This window comes from Oceanibaculum nanhaiense (assembly GCF_002148795.1).
Lineage (GTDB): Bacteria > Pseudomonadota > Alphaproteobacteria > Oceanibaculales > Oceanibaculaceae > Oceanibaculum > Oceanibaculum nanhaiense.
Genome location: NZ_MPOB01000003.1, coordinates 273,985 through 292,013 on the forward strand (window position 1 = coordinate 273,985; position 18,029 = coordinate 292,013).

Consider the following 18,029-nt stretch of genomic DNA (forward strand, 5'->3'; position numbering starts at 1 on the left):
GCAAGACCTGCCTTTCCCGGCCATTATCCATGGCCGGGCCGTGAAACCAAAACGGGGATATGCCAGCCCCGTTCCAAACTATCCGTTCGGGGCACTCAGGCGGGCGCGCCCTGCGGCTGGGTTTCCACCGACAGGCCCTTCAGAAGCTGCTCGATATCACCCTGCGGAATATCCCGCGTGATGAAGACGATGCGGCTGCGGCGGTCTTCGCTGGGCCAGGCATCGAGCCAGGCGACCGGGTGGAAAATATGCTGCACGCCATGGATGACCGCCGGCTGGTCCGGCCGGTCGGCGATGTTCAGAATGCCCTTCACGCGCAGCAGATTCTCGCCGCGCGTGGCGATCAGCATCTCGATGAACAGACTGAACGCCATCGCATCGATGGGCCGGTCCAGCACGATGCAGTAGGCACGCACATGATCATCATGACGGTTCACGTCATGATGATGGTGTCCATGATCGTGCCCGTGCCCGTGGCCGTGATCGTGCCCGTGGTCATGATCCTGATGCGCCTGGGAATCGGCATAGGCCTCCTCCTTCAGCCAGCGCAGCACATCGGGCGACTTCCGCGCCGGATCGTAGAGACCGGCATTGAAAAGCATTTCCGGGTCGATCTCGCCCTGCACGGCGCGCAGGCGCGGCGCAGCCGGGTTCAGCGCTTCCAGCCTTGCCTCCAGCGAGGCGAGGTCACGCTCGGAGGCCGGGTCTTTCACCAGGTCGGTCTTGGTCAGCACCAGCCGGTCGGCGACGGCGGCCTGCTTCACCGCTTCCATGTGGTTGTCCAGCGTCGCCTCGCCATTCACCGCATCGACCACGGTGATGACCCCGTCCAGCCGGTAATAGCTGGCCAGCATCGGGTCGGTCATCAGCGTGTGCAGGATCGGCGCCGGATCGGCCAGTCCGGTGGTCTCGATGACCAGCCGCTTGAAGCTGGAAATCTCCTGCTTGGCGCGCTTGATGTGCAGGTCGCGCAGGGTGGTGACCAGATCGCCACGCACGGTGCAGCACAGGCAACCGCTGTTCAACTCCACCATGTTCTCGCTGCTCTTCTCGACCAGCAGGTGATCGAGTCCCACCTCGCCGAACTCGTTGATGACGACGGCGGTGTCCGCCATGCCGGGATGGCGCAGCAGCTTCGACAGCAAGGTGGTCTTGCCGCTGCCGAGGAAACCGGTGAGCACGGAGACGGGGATCGAGGACATGGCAACCTTCACAGGGTAACGGACAGGATCGTTATATTGTAACGTTTCAGTCGATGTTGAAAGGGTCGAGCAGCGGCACGCCGAAAGATTGAAAATCACGCGTATTGCGCGTCACGACCGTCAGCCCGTGAACCAGCGCCGTCGCCGCGATCATCGCATCCTCCATCAGGCTATCCGGCCTGCCCTGCATCAGCCGCGCCCATTCACGGAAGGCCGGCCCATCCATCGGCAGGATATGGCGGGTCGCCATGACAGCATCCAGCCAGGTCTCGATCTCGCCGGCCTTGGCGCTATCCTGCCGCCGGGTCATCTCGATGCCCGCCTGGATTTCGCCGACCGTAACGGCGGAGAGGTAGAGGTCGGTTTCCGCCACACCGTCCAGCCAGGCCAGCACCGCGCCGTGCGGCTTTGGACGGCGCAATTCCGACAGGATGTTGGTGTCCAGCAGATACATGGCTCAGAATGCGGCCGTCGCCCGGCGGTGCAGCTTTCCGCGCGGCAACGCAAGGGCTTCAGTGCGGCCTTGTTCTGCCAGCAGGAGTTCTTTAAGGCTCGGGCGGGCTGCCGTCAGCCGGCGCCATTCCGTGATCGGCACCAACACGGCGGTTTCCACGCCACGTAGCGTCACCACCTGCGGTCCCTGCGTCAGGCTGGCCCGCACGAATTCGCTGAACCTTGCCTTCGCCTCCTGCACGCGCCAGATTGCCATCGCTTCTCTCCTGACCAGTCAGATGACCAGTTATATCATGCCCCTCCCCGGATTTCGCAATGGTATAGCGGCGCGGCGTCCCTATAGTTTGCCCTGCCCAATCCAAGGAGAAGACCCGATGCCCTATGCCGACCGCCAGCTGCCCGAATCGACGGAACTGTTCCTCGATCATATCGCGCATTTCGTGCCCGACATGGACGCGGCCGGGGCGGCGCTGGAGCGGCTGGGCTATCGGCTCACCCCGTTCACCCATCAGCAGAACAGCCTGAAGCCGGGCGAACCGCCGGTGCCGGCGGGGACCGCCAACCGGCTGGTCATGCTGCGGCGCGGCTATCTGGAATTCCTCACCTCCGTCGCCGACACGCCGCTGGCGCAGCAGCTGCAGGCGGCGGTACGGCGCTATATCGGGCTGCACCTGCTGGCGTTCGCCGTTGGCGATGCCGAGGCCGCCTGGAACCGGCTTCAGGAGCAGGGCTTCGCACCGACACCGCTGGTGCATCTGACCCGTCCGGTCGAACTGCCGGCGGGCGGCACCGAGGATGCTCGCTTCTCCGTCGTGCGCGTGCCGCCGGGGACCATGCCGGAAGGCCGCATCCAGATGCTGACCCACTATACGGAAAGTGCCGTCTGGCAGGAGCGCTGGATGGATCACCCGAACCGCATCGAGGAACTGCACGACGTGCTGCTGGCGGTCGCCGACCCGGAGGAGGCCGCGACACGCTTCGCCCGCTTCCTCGACCGCAAGGCAGAGAAGAAAGGCAGCGCCTGGCACCTGGAGACGGATCGCGGGGCGCTGAGTTTCGTGGCACCGGACGCCCTGCCGGACACGCTGCCCGGTGCGGTTGTGCCGGCCGCGCCCTTCATGGCCGGCTACAGCCTGATCAGCGCCGACCTTGCCGCCAGCGCGCACCACTTCCTGAAGGGTGGTGGTGCTGTGGAGGAAATCGGCAGCGGCATGCTGAAACTCACCCTGCCGGCACCGCTGGGCGGCACGCAGATCGTCTGCGCCCGCGGCCAGCGCGCGCCCTGGCGGGGATAGATAGGCGGGGTTAGGCCAGCGCCGCCCGCTGCCGCTTGCGGTCCACAAGCTGCCAGAGTGTCACCACCGCGAAGAAGCACAGCCCGATGGCGGAGCTGGTCAGCCCCGGCAGCAGCAGCCCGCCGGCCGCCGGCAGCAGCAGCACGCGCTGAATCCAGTTCAGCGGCAGGATGTACTGCCCTTCCAGGATCAGGTTCACCGACATGACACCGATAAAGGCCATCGCCGAGACCATCGCGACATAGGGCAGCGTGCTGTCGATACCCAGAATCTCCGGATGGATGGCGAACAGGAAAGGCAACAGGAAGCCCGGCAGGCCCAGCCGGACGCCGATCATGCAGGTCTTGAAATAGGGTGCACCCGCGATCTTCGCCGCGATCAGCGAGGACACCGCCACCGGCGGGGTGATCGCGGAGATGTTGGCGAAGAAGAACACGAACATGTGCGCCGCCAGCATGGGCACGCCCAGCTCGATCAATGCCGGCGCGCCGAGCAGCGCTACCAAGATGTAGGCTGCCGAGGTCGGCAGGCCGAGGCCGAAGGCGATGCAGGAGACCGCGGCGATAATCAGCAGCAGCCACAGCTCCCCGCCGGCCATGTCCAGCATCGCGAAGGACAGCTTCTGCGCAAAGCCGGTGACCACCAGAATGTCCACCAGCACGCCGATGACGGCGACGACGATGGCGACCTGCGCGCCGCGCAGTGCGCCGTTATAGCCGATCCGCCCCAGCATCTGCAGCGTATGGAGAATGCGGCCGGCGATCCCGCCCTGGCCGATCAGCCAGTCACGCAGGATGGTCAGCGCCACAAGGATGCCGGTCGCCTCAATGGCGACACCGCCCGGCGAGCGGCCGGTGATCAGCACCAGCACCAGATAGATGATGGCGACATAGAACGGAATGTTGCGCAGGCTCGACTTCAGGAAGGATTCGGGCAGGAATTCCTTGCGCAGTTCCTCGGCGCGGTCGCGCACGTCGATACCCGCCTTCATCGCCCGGATATGCACCGCGACCATCAGATAGGCGTAATAGATCAGCGCCGGGAACACCGCCGCCTTCACAATCTCGACATAGGGAATGCCGGTGATGCCGACGATCAGGAACGCCGCCAGACCCATGATCGGCGGGGTGATCTGCCCGCCTGTGGAGGCCACCGCCTCGACCGCCCCGGCGAATTCCCCACGAAAGCCGAAACGCTTCATCAGCGGAATGGTCAGCGCCCCGGTCGAGGCGACATTGGCGACCGAGGAGCCGGAAACCATGCCCATCATGCCGCTGCCGACCACGGCGACCTGGGCCGGGCCGGCGCGCGTCTTGCCGCCGATCCGATAGGCGACGCCCATGATGTAATCGACGCAGCCGGTGATCTCCAGCGCCGCGGCGAACAGCATGAAGGGAAAGATGGTGCCGGCCGACAATTCCGACAGGCCGCCGAGCAAGCCCTGGAAATACGGGATAGAGGTATAGCCCAGCAGCCGCTTCAGCCCGATGCCGGCATGGAAGAACAGCTCGCCCGGAATGAGGTAGCCGAAATAGCCATAGAGCAGCGTGCCCAGTGCCAGCGCGCTCATGATCCAGCCCCATTCGCGCCAGGCGGCATACATCGCCAGCAGCAGGAACAGCACACCGATGCCGATATCGACATCGCTGACGATGAACTGGCGCTCCGTGGTGATCGCCTCATGCTCGATGAAGATGTAGAGCAGCGGAATCAGCGTGATCGCCGCCATCGCCACGAAATGCCAGCGCTGGAACCGGCTGGTACCGTCCTTCACCGCCAGCGCCAGGAAGGTCAGCAGGATGCCGCCGGCGATGTGCACCACCTTGAACTGCCCGCCGGGCAGGAAATAGTTGGTGAGCTGGAACACATGCACCAGCACGAAAGCCACGGACAGCAGGCCGGCGAGGACGATCAGTCCGGCATGCGGCGTTTCATCGGCGAGGAAGAAATTGGCGAGACGGGGCGTCCAACTCGTCACGGGCGTGGCTTTCCTATTGGGCGGGCCTAATCGGCGGATCGGGATTTCAAGAACGGTACGGCAGATACGATACGGGGCAGCCCCTGTTGGGCCGCCCCGTACCTTACATCATATGACGGCGTCAGCTGGCAATCGTCAGCTCGTCGCGCCAGATGCCCTTTTCCTTGAAGTACTTCGCGGCACCCGGATGGACCTTGAAACCGGTCATCAGGTAGCGTGCGCCGAACTTGGCATCGATGTCCTTCAGCTGCTTGCCGATGGACTGCACCTCGGCAGCATTATCGAAGATCGCCTTGCAGACGTCATAGACATCCTGCTCGCTCATCTTCGGATGGCAGGCCAGGATGCCCGAGAAGGAGGCGACATTCATCGGCTTGTCGATGGTCTTCCAGTCGGTCGGGTTCAACTCGCCGGAGACGACGCCCGGATTGATGGCCTGGGCCTTCTTCATGACGTCCTCGGGGACCGGCAGGATGCGCACCGGCGTGGTGGCTTCCAGCTCGGTCAGGATCGGCGCCGGGCGGCTGTTGGTGAACAGCGAGGGGATGCAGTCCACCGCACCCGCGCGCAGCGCGTCATAGCTCTCGCGCCAGGAACCGTAGGTCCAGTTCACCTTGACGCCCGCCGCCTCGAACAGCACGCGCCACATGGCGGCCGTCGAGCTGCCGGCCGGGGACGGCATGCAGCGCTTGCCTTCCAGATCGGCCAGCGTCTTGATCGGGCTGTCGGCGCGCACCATCGGGGTGCAGTTGAACACCGTGTAGGCCAGCACCTGATTGACATCGATCTTCTTGCCGTAGGGCTTCTCGCCATTCACGGCGGGCTGCCAGTCGGTCGAGGTGGTCTGGCAGAATTCCAGCTGGCCTTCGCCGATCAGCGCCATGTTCTCGGCGCCGCCGCTGGTGGCCATCGAGGAGTTCTTCAGCTTGGTGTGCTTGTTCACCGTCGAGGCCAGCGCCTCGATGATGACGTAGCCGGTGGAGCCGATCGAGGACGAGCCCCAACGCTTCGCCTGCTGCGCCAGGACGCTGGTGCTGGGAATCAGCATGCCGGCGGCTGCCGCCAGGCCGAGACTGCCCAGAAGCGTCTCGCGGCGGGAGATCGAATAATCCTTAGTCATACATGTGCCTCCTTATGTTCGCTTCCGGCCTCGATGCGGCCGGATTGTCGCCCTATCGCCAAACCTGCGATCGACTGGTGTGGAACGGACAAATCCGTGTGCCCTGATCGGTTCCAACTCTTTTCGCCCCGGTCCAGCCTGTCAATGGAATTTACATCCCATCTTACCCAGGCCGTCCGGTTTCGTGATTTAGGCCACCCACTCGCTGACCGGCGCGCGCGCCTCGTGCAGCGGCTGGCAGACGATATCCACCAGCGTCGGGCCCTGATATTCGGTTGCCTGCTTCAGCACCGACTTCAGCTCGGCCGGGTCCTCAACGCGGAACGCCTTGATGCCGAAGGCCTCAGCGACCTTGGCATGCTGGGTCTGCGAGAAATCGACCGAGAAGTAGCGCGCATCGAAGCCGGTCTTCTGGCCGGCCTTGATCCAGCCATAGACCGAATTGGAGATGACGATCATCGTCACCGGCGCGCCGATGCGGGCGATGGTCTCCATCTCGCCGGCGGTGAAGCAGAAGCTGCCATCGCCCATGATGGCGACAGTCTTGGCACTGGGCCGGCCATAATGCGCGCCGACCGAGGCCGCCATGGAATAGCCCAGCGCACCATGCGCCCGGTTGGAGATGAAATGTCGGCCCGGCTTCAGGAACTCGTAATAGCCGGAGAAATACGGGCACGGCGTGCCCGGATCGCAGACGATGATCGAATCTTCCGGCAGGATCTCGTTCAGCGTCGCCACCACACGCTCCGGCTTGATCGGCGCGTCATTGCTCTGCGCCAGGGCGCGGAACGCCTCGAACTTCTTGCGCTTGGCGTCGGCAACGGAAGTCCCCCAGGCCGTGGTCGGCTTGTGGGTCTTGAACTCGCCTTCCATCGCGTCATACAGCGCTTCCAGCGCCACGCGGGCATCGCCGATCAGCGTCGCGTCGGTGCGATAGATCGCCCCCGGCACCATCGGATCGGCGTCGATATGCACGATCTTCGCCGAACCCGGCGCCGGATAGCGCCAGCGTTCCGTGGTGACGGAGCCGGCGCGGCACCCGATGAAGATCACCAGATCGGCCGAATTCACGATCGCGCGGGTTTCCACAACGCCGCCATTGGAGCCGACGACGCCGACCGACAGCTCATCCCCCTCGCCGATCGAGCCCTGGCCGCTGATCGTGGTGGCAACCGGCGCGCCCAGCGCCTGGGCCAGTTTCAGCAGGATCGCCTCGGCACCGGCGATGACAACGCCGCCGCCGCAGACGAACAGCGGCTTCTTCGCCGCCAGGATCAGCTCCGCCGCCTTCTCCACATCCTTCGGGTCCGGCCCGTAGCGGCGCGAGGGGTAGGAACCCATCTCCGGATCGGCCCAGACATCGCTCTCATCCACCGGGCCCTTCTGCACGTCGAAGGGCAGGCCCAGATGCGCGGCACCCGGCTTGCCGGTGGTCATCTGCTGGAAGGCGGCGCGCAGCGTGCGCGGGATATCCTCGGCCCGATCGATGACGGTGTTGTACTTCGACAGCGGGCGGAACAGCGCGTTCTGGTCCAGCTCGGTCAGCGTGTAGCGGCCGCGCGAGGAAACCGCGATATCCGTGGTCACCGCCAGGATCGGGATCGAGCTTTCATTGGCTTCCACCACGCCCGGCAGGATGTAGGTGGCGCCGCCGCCGCTCGGCCCCTCGCAGATACCGACCTTGCCGGAGGTGCGGGCATAGCCGTCCGCCATGTAGGACGCCGAGCGCTCATCGCGCGTCAGGATGTGCTTGATGCCATGGTCCAGGCGGTAGAAGGCGTCATACAGCGGCAGGCTGGTGTCGCCGCACAGGCCGAACACGATCTCCACCTTGTGATGCTGCAGCATGCGCACGAAAGCATCGGCGCCGGATAGCTGATTGGTTGCCATGAATGGCCTCTCCTGAACGGCTGGCGAATGGGCTGAATTCGCAGGAAGGAATGATCGGACCGGCGGCGCGGCCCGTCAACGAAATATGATGACAGATTTGTCAACAATCTCGTCAGCAATGTCAAGATGGCGGGATCAGGCCGATAATTTTCTGGTTTGATGGACGGGCCTGCCGGTCCTCTCAGGCTGTCATTCCCGGCCTTGTGCCGGGAACCCAGACTTCAGTTCGCTCCGGCATTGCCAAGACTGGCTGAACCCTGGGCCCCCGCAACAAGTGCGGGGGCGACGGACAGAGTACTGTCCCAGAAATCCGTCACTCCACGCCCTGAAACCGGATATCCGCGATGCGGGCGAGCGTATGGCCGGGCTGGTCGTCGGCGTCGGCGGAAATCGCGATATAGGCGACCGGCGGCGGCGCATAGCCGAAGAAGCGCTGGAAATCGGCGTGCAGATCGACACGCTCCTCCACCCAGTCGCCCAATGGCGCATTTCCGGGACGCAGGATGACGATCCGCCCCTCGTCGCCCAGATAGGGGCTGACCAGCACCGCGCCCGCTGCCTGCGTGCCGCCCCAGGTATAGGTGATGACCCGGCCCGGCGGCGGCGCCCCCGTCATCCGGGCGGCGAGCGTGCGCATGAAACCGTCGGTGCTGTCATCCTGTTCGAAGCCGACATGCAGGGCAATGGGCCGGTCCGCGCGCTCCTTCCGGCCGAGATCGACCGGCTGGATATCAGACCGGTCCACCCGCCAGCGCCAGGACAGCAAAGGCTTCGCCGCCTCCGCCTTGTCGACCCCGCGATAGAGCACGGCGACGCTGCCCCTGGCCTCCGCCTCGATGCCGCCCTCTTCCAGCTGCCGGAATTGTGCGGGCGGCGGATCGAAGGTCAGCAACCGCCAGCCGGCCTCGGTCAGCCTCGCATCGACCGGCTGCGCCGACGCAAGGCTTGGCAGCGCCAGCAGAATGATGGCCAGGACAACGAATATCTTCATCTTCAATAAAGAAGCGCGATCCCTGCGGGTTACAAGGGCATGACATTACTGGCGGCAACAGGCCAATAGTGTGGACTCGATCTCCTGCGCTCTTATAATTCTTCCATCGTAACAGGAAAAACGAGTCTGAGATGGCACTGTCCACGAACGCGCTCGCGATCACCGGCTATGACGATCCTTATCGCTGGAACAAGGCCGCGCCGGTCGGAACGCCGGTCGTCGTGACCTACGCGTTCTCCAGCAGCCAACAGAGCTACGACACCGGTAACCGGCCCGGCTTCACAGCCATGTCCGAGGCCCACCAGGCCTATGTAACGCAGGCGCTCGGCAAATGGGCGGCGGCCAGCGGTATCGCCTTCGTGCAGGTGCCGGAAAGTGCCGGCGGTCAGATTCGATTCGCCATGTTCGACATGGCAGCGGCCGGGCAGACCAATTCCGTCGGCAATCCGCTCAGCGGCTTTGGCTATTACCCGCAATCCGTCACGACGACCGTAAATGGGGCAAGCACCGTCTCGACCTATTTCAATGCCATTGGCGGCGACGTTTACCTGAATTCCGTCACCTTCGCTGATGCCTCCAGTCTGGCGCCGGGCCAGCGCGGCTATTCCATTACCCTGCACGAGATCGGCCACGCCATCGGCTTCAAGCATCCCTTCGAGGGATCGCCCAGCGTCCAGGACAGCCTGGCCCTGGGCACGCTGACCGTCATGTCCTACGAACGCTCGCGCTCGACAACGGAGCTGGGCTCGGTCGATGTCGAAGCGGTACAGCATTATTATGGCTCGGCCAATTACGCGACGGAATGGGACCCCACGACGCTGACACTGCGTCAGACCGGCACCGATGGCGGCGAATGGATTCTGGGCACCGAGCTGGGCGATGTGATCTTCGGCCAGCGCGGCGGCGATACGCTGCGCGGCGAGCTGGGCAATGACGATCTGCGCGGCGGCAAGGGCCATGATTTGATCATCGGCGGGGACGGTAACGATACGCTCTATTCCGGTCTCGGCTTCGACACGATGACCGGCGGATCGGGCAATGATGTCTTCGTGGTGCGCGGCTATGATGCGCGCTTTCCGCTAGCCGACCTTGAGCCGACCATCACCGATTTCCAGGATGGCATCGACCGTATCGGCATCGAGGGCGTGACCGACGCCGACATTGCCACGATTCTGGCCACGCAGCAGAGCCTGTCCGGCCAGATCGGCGTGACCATCACCGTGGCGGGTACGAAGCCGGCAACCATTACTGTCATGGGCGTGTCGAGCCTCGACAGCAGCGACGTATTTGCTGCCGATACGCTCCTGGCGTAAGGGCTTACCTGCGGGCGATGACGCCGTCGAGCAGCGGGCCGAGCGCCCCCAGCTTGCGGCGGCTCGTCGGCAGATCGACGGCATCGCGGTCGGCCAGAATCCAAGGCAGCGGCCTGTTGTCCAGCTTCACGTCGGCGAACAATTCCTTCTGCGTCAGCTTGCCGTCGCCATTCAGATCGTAATTGCCGAATAGCGTCGGCAGCCCCGCCGAATCGACAAGCATCAGCCCCATGACGATTGAGCCCTGCTGGCGCGGCGGCAGGCTCTTGCCCTTGCTCAGCACCCATTGCTCGGTCAGTCGGCGGACGCGCTGGATTTCCGTCAGCTCCAGCACGCCATCACGGTTGGCGTCGGCAAAGGCCCAGCCGGCATCGATGCAGCGCTGCGCCGGCTTGGTCTCGCAGACCGACCGGTTGCTCTCGATCAGCCGGTCCAGCGCCGGCACATCGGCCAGAACGGAAGCGGGCAGCAGCAGGGAAGCGGCGAAGGTCAGGCGCGAAAGAGTTTTCATGCTGCATAGATAATCCGAACTTCGCGGCAAGACGATGGCAAAACGCCCGTTCTGCCCTCTCCCCTCACCCTCTCCTTTCCCCTTTGCATGCCGCCATGCGCGACGCGCCGCCGATAAGCGATTGCGCATGAAGCCTGGCCGCGCTGCAATGACCACAATAACAAAGGGGAGCCTCATGACCACGACACGCATTGCCGATATCGGCTGGGCCATCATCTGGGACGCGGACGCGAAACGGCACGTCTACAAGCAGGGCATCGACATCGTCTTCACCGATGACCGCATCACCCATATCGGCGACGGCTACACGGAAAAGGTGGACCGCACCATCGACGGCACGGGCCTGATGGTTATGCCGGGGCTGGTCGATATCCATTCCCATCTGCTGTCGGAGAATGTCGGGCGCGGCGTCACCGAGGAGATCGGCAACCCCGCGCTGTATATGAGCGGCGTCGCCGACCCGAAGCCGCTGTTCCTGCCCGGCCATTCGATGGACAGCGACACCCTGTCCGCCGAGGGCTTGCGCGCCGCCACCCGCATGGCGATCTCGGAATTGCTGATGAGCGCCACCACCACCGTGGTCGATCTCGCCATCCCCTATGAGGGCTGGCTGGACACGCTGGCCGACACCGGCATCCGCGCCGTTGCCGCGCCGATGTACCGCTCCGCCGCCTGGGTCGCGCGCACCGGCCATACGGTCGAGTATGACTGGGACGAAAAGGCCGGCCGCAAGGCGATGGAGGCTGCTTTCCGCACCATGGACCTTGCCGTGCAGCATCCCAGCGGGCGGCTGTCCGCCATGGTCAGCCCGGCGCAGGTCGATACCTGCTCCGTCGAACTGCTGCGCGACAGCAACGATATGGCGCGCGAGCGCAACTGGCCAATCACCCTGCATACCGGCCAGTGCGTCTGGGACCATCTGGAGATCACCCGCCGGCATGGCCTCACCCCCGTGCAATGGCTGGGCGATATCGGCCTGTTGTCGGACCGCATGATCCTGGCCCATGCGATCTTCCTGGATCACCATTCCTGGATCCGCTGGCACACCCACCGCGACGTGCCGCTGCTGGCCGAGACCGGCACCCGCGTCGCGCACTGCCCGCTGGTGTTCAGCCGCTATGGCCAGATGATGGAAAGCTTCGGCCAGTATGTGAAGGCCGGCGTCGCCATGGCCATCGGCACCGACACCCAGCCGCACAACATGCTGGAGGAGATGCGCCTCGCCGCCACGCTGGGCCGGATCGGTGGCCGCCATGTGGAGGATACGAACATCGGCGAGGTGTTCCATGCCGCCACCATCGGCGGCGCTGAGGCACTGGGCCGCGACGATCTGGGCCGCATCGCCGTGGGCGCCAAGGCCGATATCGTGCTGGTGGACCTGACCCATCCCGCCATGCGGCCGGTGCGCGACCCGCTGCGCAGCCTGGTCTATTCCGCCGCCGACCGCGCAGTGAAGGAGGTCTATGTCGATGGCCAGCAGCTGGTGCGCGACGGCAAAGTGCTGACCGTGGACCGCGACGCCGCCGCCGACACGCTGCAGAAGGTGCAGGCCGACATGCTGCAGGCCGTCTCCAGCCGCGACCGCCTCGGCCGCAGCGCCGAACAGGTCTCCCCGCTGTCGCTGGCGCGGGGATGAAAAGAAAGCCTCATAACAAACTGAAAAATCTGGAGGAATCTATGGAACGGATCGGCTTTATCGGCCTGGGCGCGATGGGGCGGCCGATGGCGCGCAACCTGCTGCGTGGCCTCAGGGCGGGCGGCGGGGCGGAGATGATCGTCTATGACATGAACCCGGACGCCGTCGCGGCGCTGGTCGCCGAAGGGGCGAAAGCCGCCGGCAGCATTGCCGAGGTCGCGGCCAATGCCGACATCATCGTCACCATGCTGCCGGATTCGCCGGATGTGGAGGCGGTCGTGCTCGGCCCCGGCGGGCTGGCCGACTCGGCCAAAACGGAAATCCTGGTGATGGATATGAGCACCATCGACCCGTCCGTTACCGACCGGTTGTCGAAGACGCTGGGCGAGCGCGGCCACGGCTTCGTCGATGCCCCGGTCGGCCGCACCGTGACCTTCGCCGAGCAGGGCAAGTCGCTGTTCATGGTCGGCGCCAGCTCGAACGATTTCGGCCGGGTGAAGCCGCTGCTGGAGGCGATGGGCAACACCATCCATCATTGCGGCGCGCCGGGTGCGGGCATCCGCACCAAGCTGGTGAACAATTACATCGCCATCGTCATGAACCAGGTGAATGCCGAGGCGCTGGCGCTGATCCAGAGCTTCGGCCTCGGCCTGCAGCAGACGCTGGATGTGGTGAACGGCACGACGGCGACCAACGGCCACCTCGTCAGCAACTACCCGGCCAAGGTGCTGGGCGGCGATCTCGATCCCGGCTTCCGGGTGAAGCTGGCCGACAAGGATCTGAACCTGGCGCTGGACGCCGCACGCGCCGCCGATATCCCGATGTTCCTCGGCCATGCGGCACGCGAATGCTATGGCCTGGCCCGGGCGGCGGGGCATGCGGAGACCGACTGGACCGTGCTGGTCGATCTCGCCTGCGCCCGCGCCGGGCTGACGCCGCCGCGTCTGTAGCGGGTTAGCGGATCAGCTGCTCAATGAAGCCCTCGCCGAGGCCGTTCTGGCGGTAGTAGGCGCGGAACTTCTCGATGCGGGTGAACACATCCTCATAGCCGGTCTGCTTGCCGTTCTCATCGACATAGAGCAGCGGGCCCATATTGTGGAACAGGGTGGTCATGTGCCCGACCTTGGGATCGACCACCAGCGTATGGGTCTCGCCCGCCGGCTCGAAGATGAAGGTGCCCTTGGTGGCGACCCAATCATGCTCCAGATAGCCCCAGGCGCCGTCCAGCGTGTAGCCGGTGACCATCGCCGGATGGCGGTGGCGGCTGACGATGCCGCCGGCCTTGGCCTTTAGGATGTTCACCCAGCTGCCCTGCACGACATTCAGCATCAGCGGGCGGATCCAGACATTGTCAGACAGCTGCATCCACATGCGCTCGTCATCGCCGGAGGTGTCGATCACCAGTTCCGGCGCCGCATCCATCGGCAGCGGGACACGCACGAAATTCTTGCCCGGCTTGCCCGGCGCAAGCTCTTCGGTCATCGGCACCACATTGCTGCTCATCGGTCTTTTCCTCCCAGAGTGATTGGTTGGCCAGAGTGGCTGATTGGCTTTCGCTCCTAGCATACACATAAGAAAAGCCGGTTAAACATTGCGCACCGCGCATGGGCGCCACGCGGGAGATTCACACGGAGCGGAAACTGCACTAGCATCCGCTGCCATGATGCATCGACCTGCCCTTCCCTGTCTGTTCATTGCGCTTGCCGCGCTGCTCACGCTGCCCGCGCAGGCGACTCCGATCGTCAATCAGGCCGAGACATACGCGCCCGGCTGGGACTATCAGGGACCGAACGGCCCCGTGCACTGGGGTACGCTGTCGCCATCCTACTGGGCGTGCGGGCAGGGCACACGGCAATCGCCCATCGACGTGACCGCGCTGACCCCGGCCGATTTGCCGGAACTGACGCTGCATTATCCCGGCGGCCCGTTGTCGGTGATGCATACCGGCCGTCTGCTGAAGCTGCGCGGCGGGCCGCGCGATGTGCTGGACAGCGGCTGGAGCGCTTATAACCTGCGCCATATCGACATAAGGGTGCCGGCGGAACACCGGCTGGACGGACGCGAATTCGCCGCCGAACTGCAGCTTGTGCATCAGCGCGCCGACGGCCATGTCGCCATCCTGTCGGTGCTGATGGAAGAAGGCCGGGCGAACCGCGCCATCGACCGGGTGCTGGCCGCCCTGCCGAGCGGGCCGGGGCTGGAACGCACCCTGCCCGACCAGGCTTTTTCCGCGCACGAGCTGCTGCCCGCCGATTTTTCCTATGCCCGCTATACCGGGTCGCTGACCACCCCGCCCTGCACCGAACGGGTCGACTGGGTCGTGCTGCGCACCCCGGTCACGCTGTCCGCCGAACAGGCGAAGCTGCTGCGCGAAGCGGTGGGCGGACGCGGCAATGCCCGCCCGCTGCAACCGCGCAATGGCCGGGAAATACCCGCCCGGTACTGACGCGGTTCAGCGCGTGGGCTGCGCCGGCGCAGTGTCGCCGCCACGGTCGCCGAAGAAGCGGAACAAATCGCGCAGGAAACCCGGCGCCAGCGCGGTCAGCGGATTCACCGTGACGCGCGGATTATCCGCCGGCCCGTCGAGACGGAATTCGGTCGCCAGCAGCCCCTCATCCTTGCCGCCGACGATCAGCGGCCCGAGCAGCGGGATTGAGCCCAGTGCCTGGCTCAGCTGATAGGCCGGCACGATCAGCCCGGAGACATTGATGCCACCGTTCCCGTCATCGATCACGCCATCGACCGACAGGCCCAGCGCCGCCCCCACGGCGCGCGCATTGCGGATACGCGTCACCTTGTCCTGGCGTTCGATATCGCCGGTGAGACGCGTAAAGACGATGCCTTCTCCGGCCAGGGCCGACTGGATATCCTGCGATCCGGTGACGCGCAGCACCTCGGCCAGCGCCTCGGCCCGGACGATCCGGAAATCGGCAATGTCGAGCGCAGCCTGGATCGGTTTCCGGAAATCGTCGAAATCGGCGCGGCCATCGACACGCAGACGCCCCCCCACCATCCGGTCGAACAGGCCGAAACTGCGCAGCGCCGCACCGGCATCGTCGGAAACCAGAATGAATTCGTGGCCGCTGGCACCGGTGATCGGCGTGGCCACAAGATCGAAGCGTCCGGCTTCCGCCAGACGGCCGGCGATCTTCACATCGCGCCAGGTGGTGCCATCATGCACCAGATTGGCCTCGACCCCGTCCAGCAGCCGGTCATCCTCCAGCAGCACGCGCTGGAACCGGCCATTCAGCCGCAGCGCCGGAAAGGTCGGCGGCGTGTCGTCCGCTTCGCCCTCTTCCTCCGCCAGGGCCGGGCGCAGATCGAGACTGCGTCCCGACAGGTCGATGTCCAGCCCCCCGTCCGGCTGCCGGACGACGCTGCCCTCGATATCGGTCTGTCCCAGCTTCAGCTCGGTGAAATCAACCCGGCGGAGATGCTCGAAATCCGGTGTGAATTCGGCCTGGCCCACCGCCGCCAGATCGGAAGCGGCGATCTGGAACCGCTCGAAACGGGGGTCTCCGCCCTTCGGGATCGCGATATTCAGCCGCGCCATGCCGGCGATCTGCGGCGGCTTTGTCCAGCCCACCTCCGGCAGCGACAAGGTGGCGTCGCGCAGATCATGGGTCGCGGCGATGCGGTCGGTGCCGTCGCTGGCCTGCCGGTAATCGATCTCGGTCGCGACCGGCCCGGTCAGATAGGGCTGGAAATCGAAGCCAAGCCGGATGCGCGCGGCATCGTCCAGAATACCGGAGGCCTGGATGCGCCGGCGCACCTCGACATTGCTGCGGAATTCCTCGCGCCATGTCACCGGGATCGGTACATCGGCGAAACGCCCCGTCCCTTCGATGGTCATGCCGCGCCCGTCCAGCGTCAGGGCCAGTTCGCCGTCGCGGAAATCCTGATCCAGCAACACCTTGCGCAGGGAGACGCCGCGCATGTTCGCCGCCGCCGCCAGCTTCACCCGGTCCAGCCCCAGATCGTTGACCAGCGGGAACTGGAACACCAGCCGCGCCGCCGCCAGCCCGTCCACATTGGCCGGCGGGATGCCCAGCGCCGTCGCATAGTCCAGTGGCTTGTGATCGATCACCCGCATGACATCGCGCAAGGGGCCGCGTACCACCACCTCGATATCGGCCAGTTCCTTTTTGCCGTCGAGCCCGGTCAAATCGATGGTGGCGGGGCCAGCCGCCAGATCGTACAGCCGACCGCTTTCCACATCGATCTTGAACCGTCCGGGCGAGAATTCTGCCCGACCCGTCGTTTCCAGCACCGGCGGCAAGGGCCGCATGTAATGGGTGGTGACGCCGGAAAAGGCGATCTCGCCGTCAAAATCCTCCACGGCGAGGTCGCTGGGATCGTCCCGCGCCATCCGCCCGCGCAGCGAGATGCGCGCTCTTGAGACGCCGCCGCCTTCCAGATTCGCCGTGACCCAGCGCCGAGGGTTGCGGCCAACCTCGCGCGGCCAGTATCCGGCGAGATCGTCGGTTGTGACATTCTCCGCCACCGCCTCGGCGACCAGCCCGTAGCTGTCGGCATTGCCCACATCGATGAGCGTGCCGGTAAGGCTCAACCGCGGCCCCGCCTTCGCCGCCGTTCCCAGATCGATGACCAGGCTGGGCAGCATCACCATCGCGCTCTCACGGCGGTAATTCACCGTCGCCTGGATGGCGCGCACCGGCAGCGGCAGATCGTAGAGCGTGGGCAGGTCGATCTGTCCGCCCTGCCCGCGCACATTCACCTCGATGCTGCGCGCCACGGTCAGCGCCTCGGCCTCGATCTCCACACTGCCGGACAGCGGCACGCCGACGGCCGACAGCGCGGCCAGTTCCGGCACCTTGCGGGCCAGCGCATCCGGCTCCAGCCCGCTGAACTCGACGGACAGGCGCGAGGTCCGGTCGTCCAGGCGATGGCTGCCCTCGAAGCTCACCATCAACGGCATGGTGCCAAGATCGAATTCCAGCATGCCGCGGCTGCGCACACCTCTCTCGCCACGCCGCAGCAGGATATCCGCGCTGGGCACCGACCATTGCGTGCCCAGCGCCAGATCGATGATGGTGAGGCTGGCGCGCCGCACCCGCACGATCTCCAGATAGCCGGTGGCGCTGTCCGGGTCGGGCGCGCGGTTCAGCTCCTCGGCGATGAGGGTGAGCGCATCGTCCGTCACCGCCGTCTTGCTCACCTCATCCGGCAGGCTGTCCGGCGGTCCGAGGCGCAGGCTGCCATCGCGCAGCCGCACGACGGAGAAGGCCGGCTCGACCGCCTCGATTTCCACCGGCGCCAGCAGGCCGCGCAGCAGGCCGCGCAGGCTGAACCGGATCTGGATCGCCGGCACCGATGCGGTCGGCCCGCCCGCATGGCCGGCGATCCGAACATCCGTCGCCTCCAGCTTCAGCGATTTTTCCTCGGCCTCCCAGACGATCTGCGTGCGTTCCAGCGCAATATCGTAGCCGGGCAAAGCCTGTTCGAGGGCCGATTCGGTGTAGGGACGCAGGAAATCCAGCGCGATCGGCCCGGCGGTCAGGCGCCAGAAGGCCAGCATCAGCAGGACACTGAGCGCCGCGACCGAGCCGGCCATCACCTCAAGGGCGATGACGGCGCTTCGCCGCAAGGTCGGGCGCCGAATCACTGTGTTTCATTCCT

15 protein-coding genes are annotated in these 18,029 nt (G+C 65.4%); 5 read left to right on the top strand and 10 right to left on the bottom strand.

The features are described from left to right. Window positions 1-95: 95 nt before the first annotated feature. From BKM74_RS06630 to BKM74_RS06640, 3 genes are read right to left on the bottom strand one after another with little or no spacing between them, the layout of a single operon-like run. The gene (locus tag BKM74_RS06630; protein WP_086464906.1) at window positions 96-1,202 is read right to left on the bottom strand and encodes a CobW family GTP-binding protein; all 1,107 of its coding nucleotides are present in this window, start codon (window positions 1,200-1,202) and stop codon (window positions 96-98) included. Between the two features lie 46 nt (window positions 1,203-1,248). Next, the gene (locus BKM74_RS06635) at window positions 1,249-1,656 is read right to left on the bottom strand and encodes a type II toxin-antitoxin system VapC family toxin (protein ID WP_086464907.1); all 408 of its coding nucleotides are present in this window, start codon (window positions 1,654-1,656) and stop codon (window positions 1,249-1,251) included. A gap of 3 nt (window positions 1,657-1,659) precedes the next feature. After that, a complete protein-coding gene (locus BKM74_RS06640) occupies window positions 1,660-1,911 on the bottom strand; it encodes a type II toxin-antitoxin system Phd/YefM family antitoxin (RefSeq protein ID WP_086464908.1) in 252 nt (83 codons plus the stop codon). Window positions 1,912-2,029: 118 nt separating this feature from the next. Here BKM74_RS06640 and BKM74_RS06645 point away from each other — a divergent pair, with 118 nt between their 5' ends. Further along, a complete protein-coding gene (locus BKM74_RS06645; protein WP_176342425.1) occupies window positions 2,030-2,950 on the top strand; it encodes a VOC family protein in 921 nt (306 codons plus the stop codon). A 10-nt stretch (window positions 2,951-2,960) separates the two neighbouring features. Here BKM74_RS06645 and BKM74_RS06650 read toward each other — a convergent pair whose 3' ends face one another. The 4 genes from BKM74_RS06650 to BKM74_RS06665 form a co-directional block, all read right to left on the bottom strand. Next, window positions 2,961-4,928, bottom strand: coding sequence for a TRAP transporter permease (locus BKM74_RS06650; RefSeq protein ID WP_176342426.1), 1,968 nt, complete (start codon window positions 4,926-4,928; stop codon window positions 2,961-2,963). A 121-nt stretch (window positions 4,929-5,049) separates the two neighbouring features. Continuing rightward, a complete protein-coding gene (locus BKM74_RS06655; protein ID WP_086464911.1) occupies window positions 5,050-6,048 on the bottom strand; it encodes a TAXI family TRAP transporter solute-binding subunit in 999 nt (332 codons plus the stop codon). 189 nt (window positions 6,049-6,237) lie between these two features. Continuing rightward, window positions 6,238-7,938, bottom strand: coding sequence for a thiamine pyrophosphate-binding protein (locus tag BKM74_RS06660; RefSeq protein ID WP_086464912.1), 1,701 nt, complete (start codon window positions 7,936-7,938; stop codon window positions 6,238-6,240). Between the two features lie 313 nt (window positions 7,939-8,251). After that, a complete protein-coding gene (locus BKM74_RS06665) occupies window positions 8,252-8,929 on the bottom strand; it encodes a DUF3047 domain-containing protein (protein ID WP_086464913.1) in 678 nt (225 codons plus the stop codon). 131 nt (window positions 8,930-9,060) lie between these two features. Here BKM74_RS06665 and BKM74_RS06670 point away from each other — a divergent pair, with 131 nt between their 5' ends. Then, complete coding sequence (locus BKM74_RS06670) at window positions 9,061-10,242, top strand: M10 family metallopeptidase C-terminal domain-containing protein (RefSeq protein WP_086464914.1); 1,182 nt, start codon at window positions 9,061-9,063, stop codon at window positions 10,240-10,242. Between the two features lie 4 nt (window positions 10,243-10,246). On the opposite strand, the gene BKM74_RS06675 is transcribed toward BKM74_RS06670, so the two are convergent. Further along, window positions 10,247-10,753 carry a hypothetical protein gene (locus tag BKM74_RS06675; protein WP_086464915.1) on the bottom strand — a complete coding sequence of 169 codons (507 nt, stop codon included), beginning with the start codon at window positions 10,751-10,753 and terminating at the stop codon, window positions 10,247-10,249. A 175-nt stretch (window positions 10,754-10,928) separates the two neighbouring features. Between BKM74_RS06675 and BKM74_RS06680 the strand changes: the two genes are divergently transcribed. Next, entirely contained in the window at window positions 10,929-12,389 is a 1,461-nt protein-coding gene (locus BKM74_RS06680; RefSeq protein WP_086464916.1) for an amidohydrolase family protein, read from the top strand. Beyond that, window positions 12,386-13,339, top strand: coding sequence for an NAD(P)-dependent oxidoreductase (locus tag BKM74_RS06685; protein WP_140056033.1), 954 nt, complete (start codon window positions 12,386-12,388; stop codon window positions 13,337-13,339). The genes BKM74_RS06680 and BKM74_RS06685 overlap by 4 nt, the downstream gene beginning before the upstream one ends. A gap of 4 nt (window positions 13,340-13,343) precedes the next feature. Here BKM74_RS06685 and BKM74_RS06690 read toward each other — a convergent pair whose 3' ends face one another. Further along, on the bottom strand, window positions 13,344-13,892 hold the full coding sequence (locus BKM74_RS06690; RefSeq protein ID WP_008942702.1) for a 2,4'-dihydroxyacetophenone dioxygenase family protein: 549 nt from the start codon (window positions 13,890-13,892) through the stop codon (window positions 13,344-13,346). A gap of 157 nt (window positions 13,893-14,049) precedes the next feature. Here BKM74_RS06690 and BKM74_RS06695 point away from each other — a divergent pair, with 157 nt between their 5' ends. Next, window positions 14,050-14,835 (top strand): carbonic anhydrase, encoded by a 786-nt coding sequence (locus tag BKM74_RS06695; protein ID WP_086464918.1) that lies wholly within the window; start codon window positions 14,050-14,052, stop codon window positions 14,833-14,835. A gap of 6 nt (window positions 14,836-14,841) precedes the next feature. On the opposite strand, the gene BKM74_RS06700 is transcribed toward BKM74_RS06695, so the two are convergent. After that, entirely contained in the window at window positions 14,842-18,015 is a 3,174-nt protein-coding gene (locus BKM74_RS06700) for a YhdP family protein (RefSeq protein ID WP_140056034.1), read from the bottom strand. Window positions 18,016-18,029 lie beyond the last annotated feature (14 nt).

Coding starts and splice junctions, on each gene's coding strand:
- BKM74_RS06630 (WP_086464906.1), bottom strand. CDS start 1,202: ATGTCCTCGATCCCCGTCTCCGTGCTCACCGGTTTCCTCGGCAGCGGC.
- BKM74_RS06635 (WP_086464907.1), bottom strand. CDS start 1,656: ATGTATCTGCTGGACACCAACATCCTGTCGGAATTGCGCCGTCCAAAG.
- BKM74_RS06640 (WP_086464908.1), bottom strand. CDS start 1,911: ATGGCAATCTGGCGCGTGCAGGAGGCGAAGGCAAGGTTCAGCGAATTC.
- BKM74_RS06645 (WP_176342425.1), top strand. CDS start 2,030: ATGCCCTATGCCGACCGCCAGCTGCCCGAATCGACGGAACTGTTCCTC.
- BKM74_RS06655 (WP_086464911.1), bottom strand. CDS start 6,048: ATGACTAAGGATTATTCGATCTCCCGCCGCGAGACGCTTCTGGGCAGT.
- BKM74_RS06660 (WP_086464912.1), bottom strand. CDS start 7,938: ATGGCAACCAATCAGCTATCCGGCGCCGATGCTTTCGTGCGCATGCTG.
- BKM74_RS06665 (WP_086464913.1), bottom strand. CDS start 8,929: ATGAAGATATTCGTTGTCCTGGCCATCATTCTGCTGGCGCTGCCAAGC.
- BKM74_RS06670 (WP_086464914.1), top strand. CDS start 9,061: ATGGCACTGTCCACGAACGCGCTCGCGATCACCGGCTATGACGATCCT.
- BKM74_RS06675 (WP_086464915.1), bottom strand. CDS start 10,753: ATGAAAACTCTTTCGCGCCTGACCTTCGCCGCTTCCCTGCTGCTGCCC.
- BKM74_RS06680 (WP_086464916.1), top strand. CDS start 10,929: ATGACCACGACACGCATTGCCGATATCGGCTGGGCCATCATCTGGGAC.
- BKM74_RS06685 (WP_140056033.1), top strand. CDS start 12,386: ATGAAAAGAAAGCCTCATAACAAACTGAAAAATCTGGAGGAATCTATG.
- BKM74_RS06690 (WP_008942702.1), bottom strand. CDS start 13,892: ATGAGCAGCAATGTGGTGCCGATGACCGAAGAGCTTGCGCCGGGCAAG.
- BKM74_RS06695 (WP_086464918.1), top strand. CDS start 14,050: ATGATGCATCGACCTGCCCTTCCCTGTCTGTTCATTGCGCTTGCCGCG.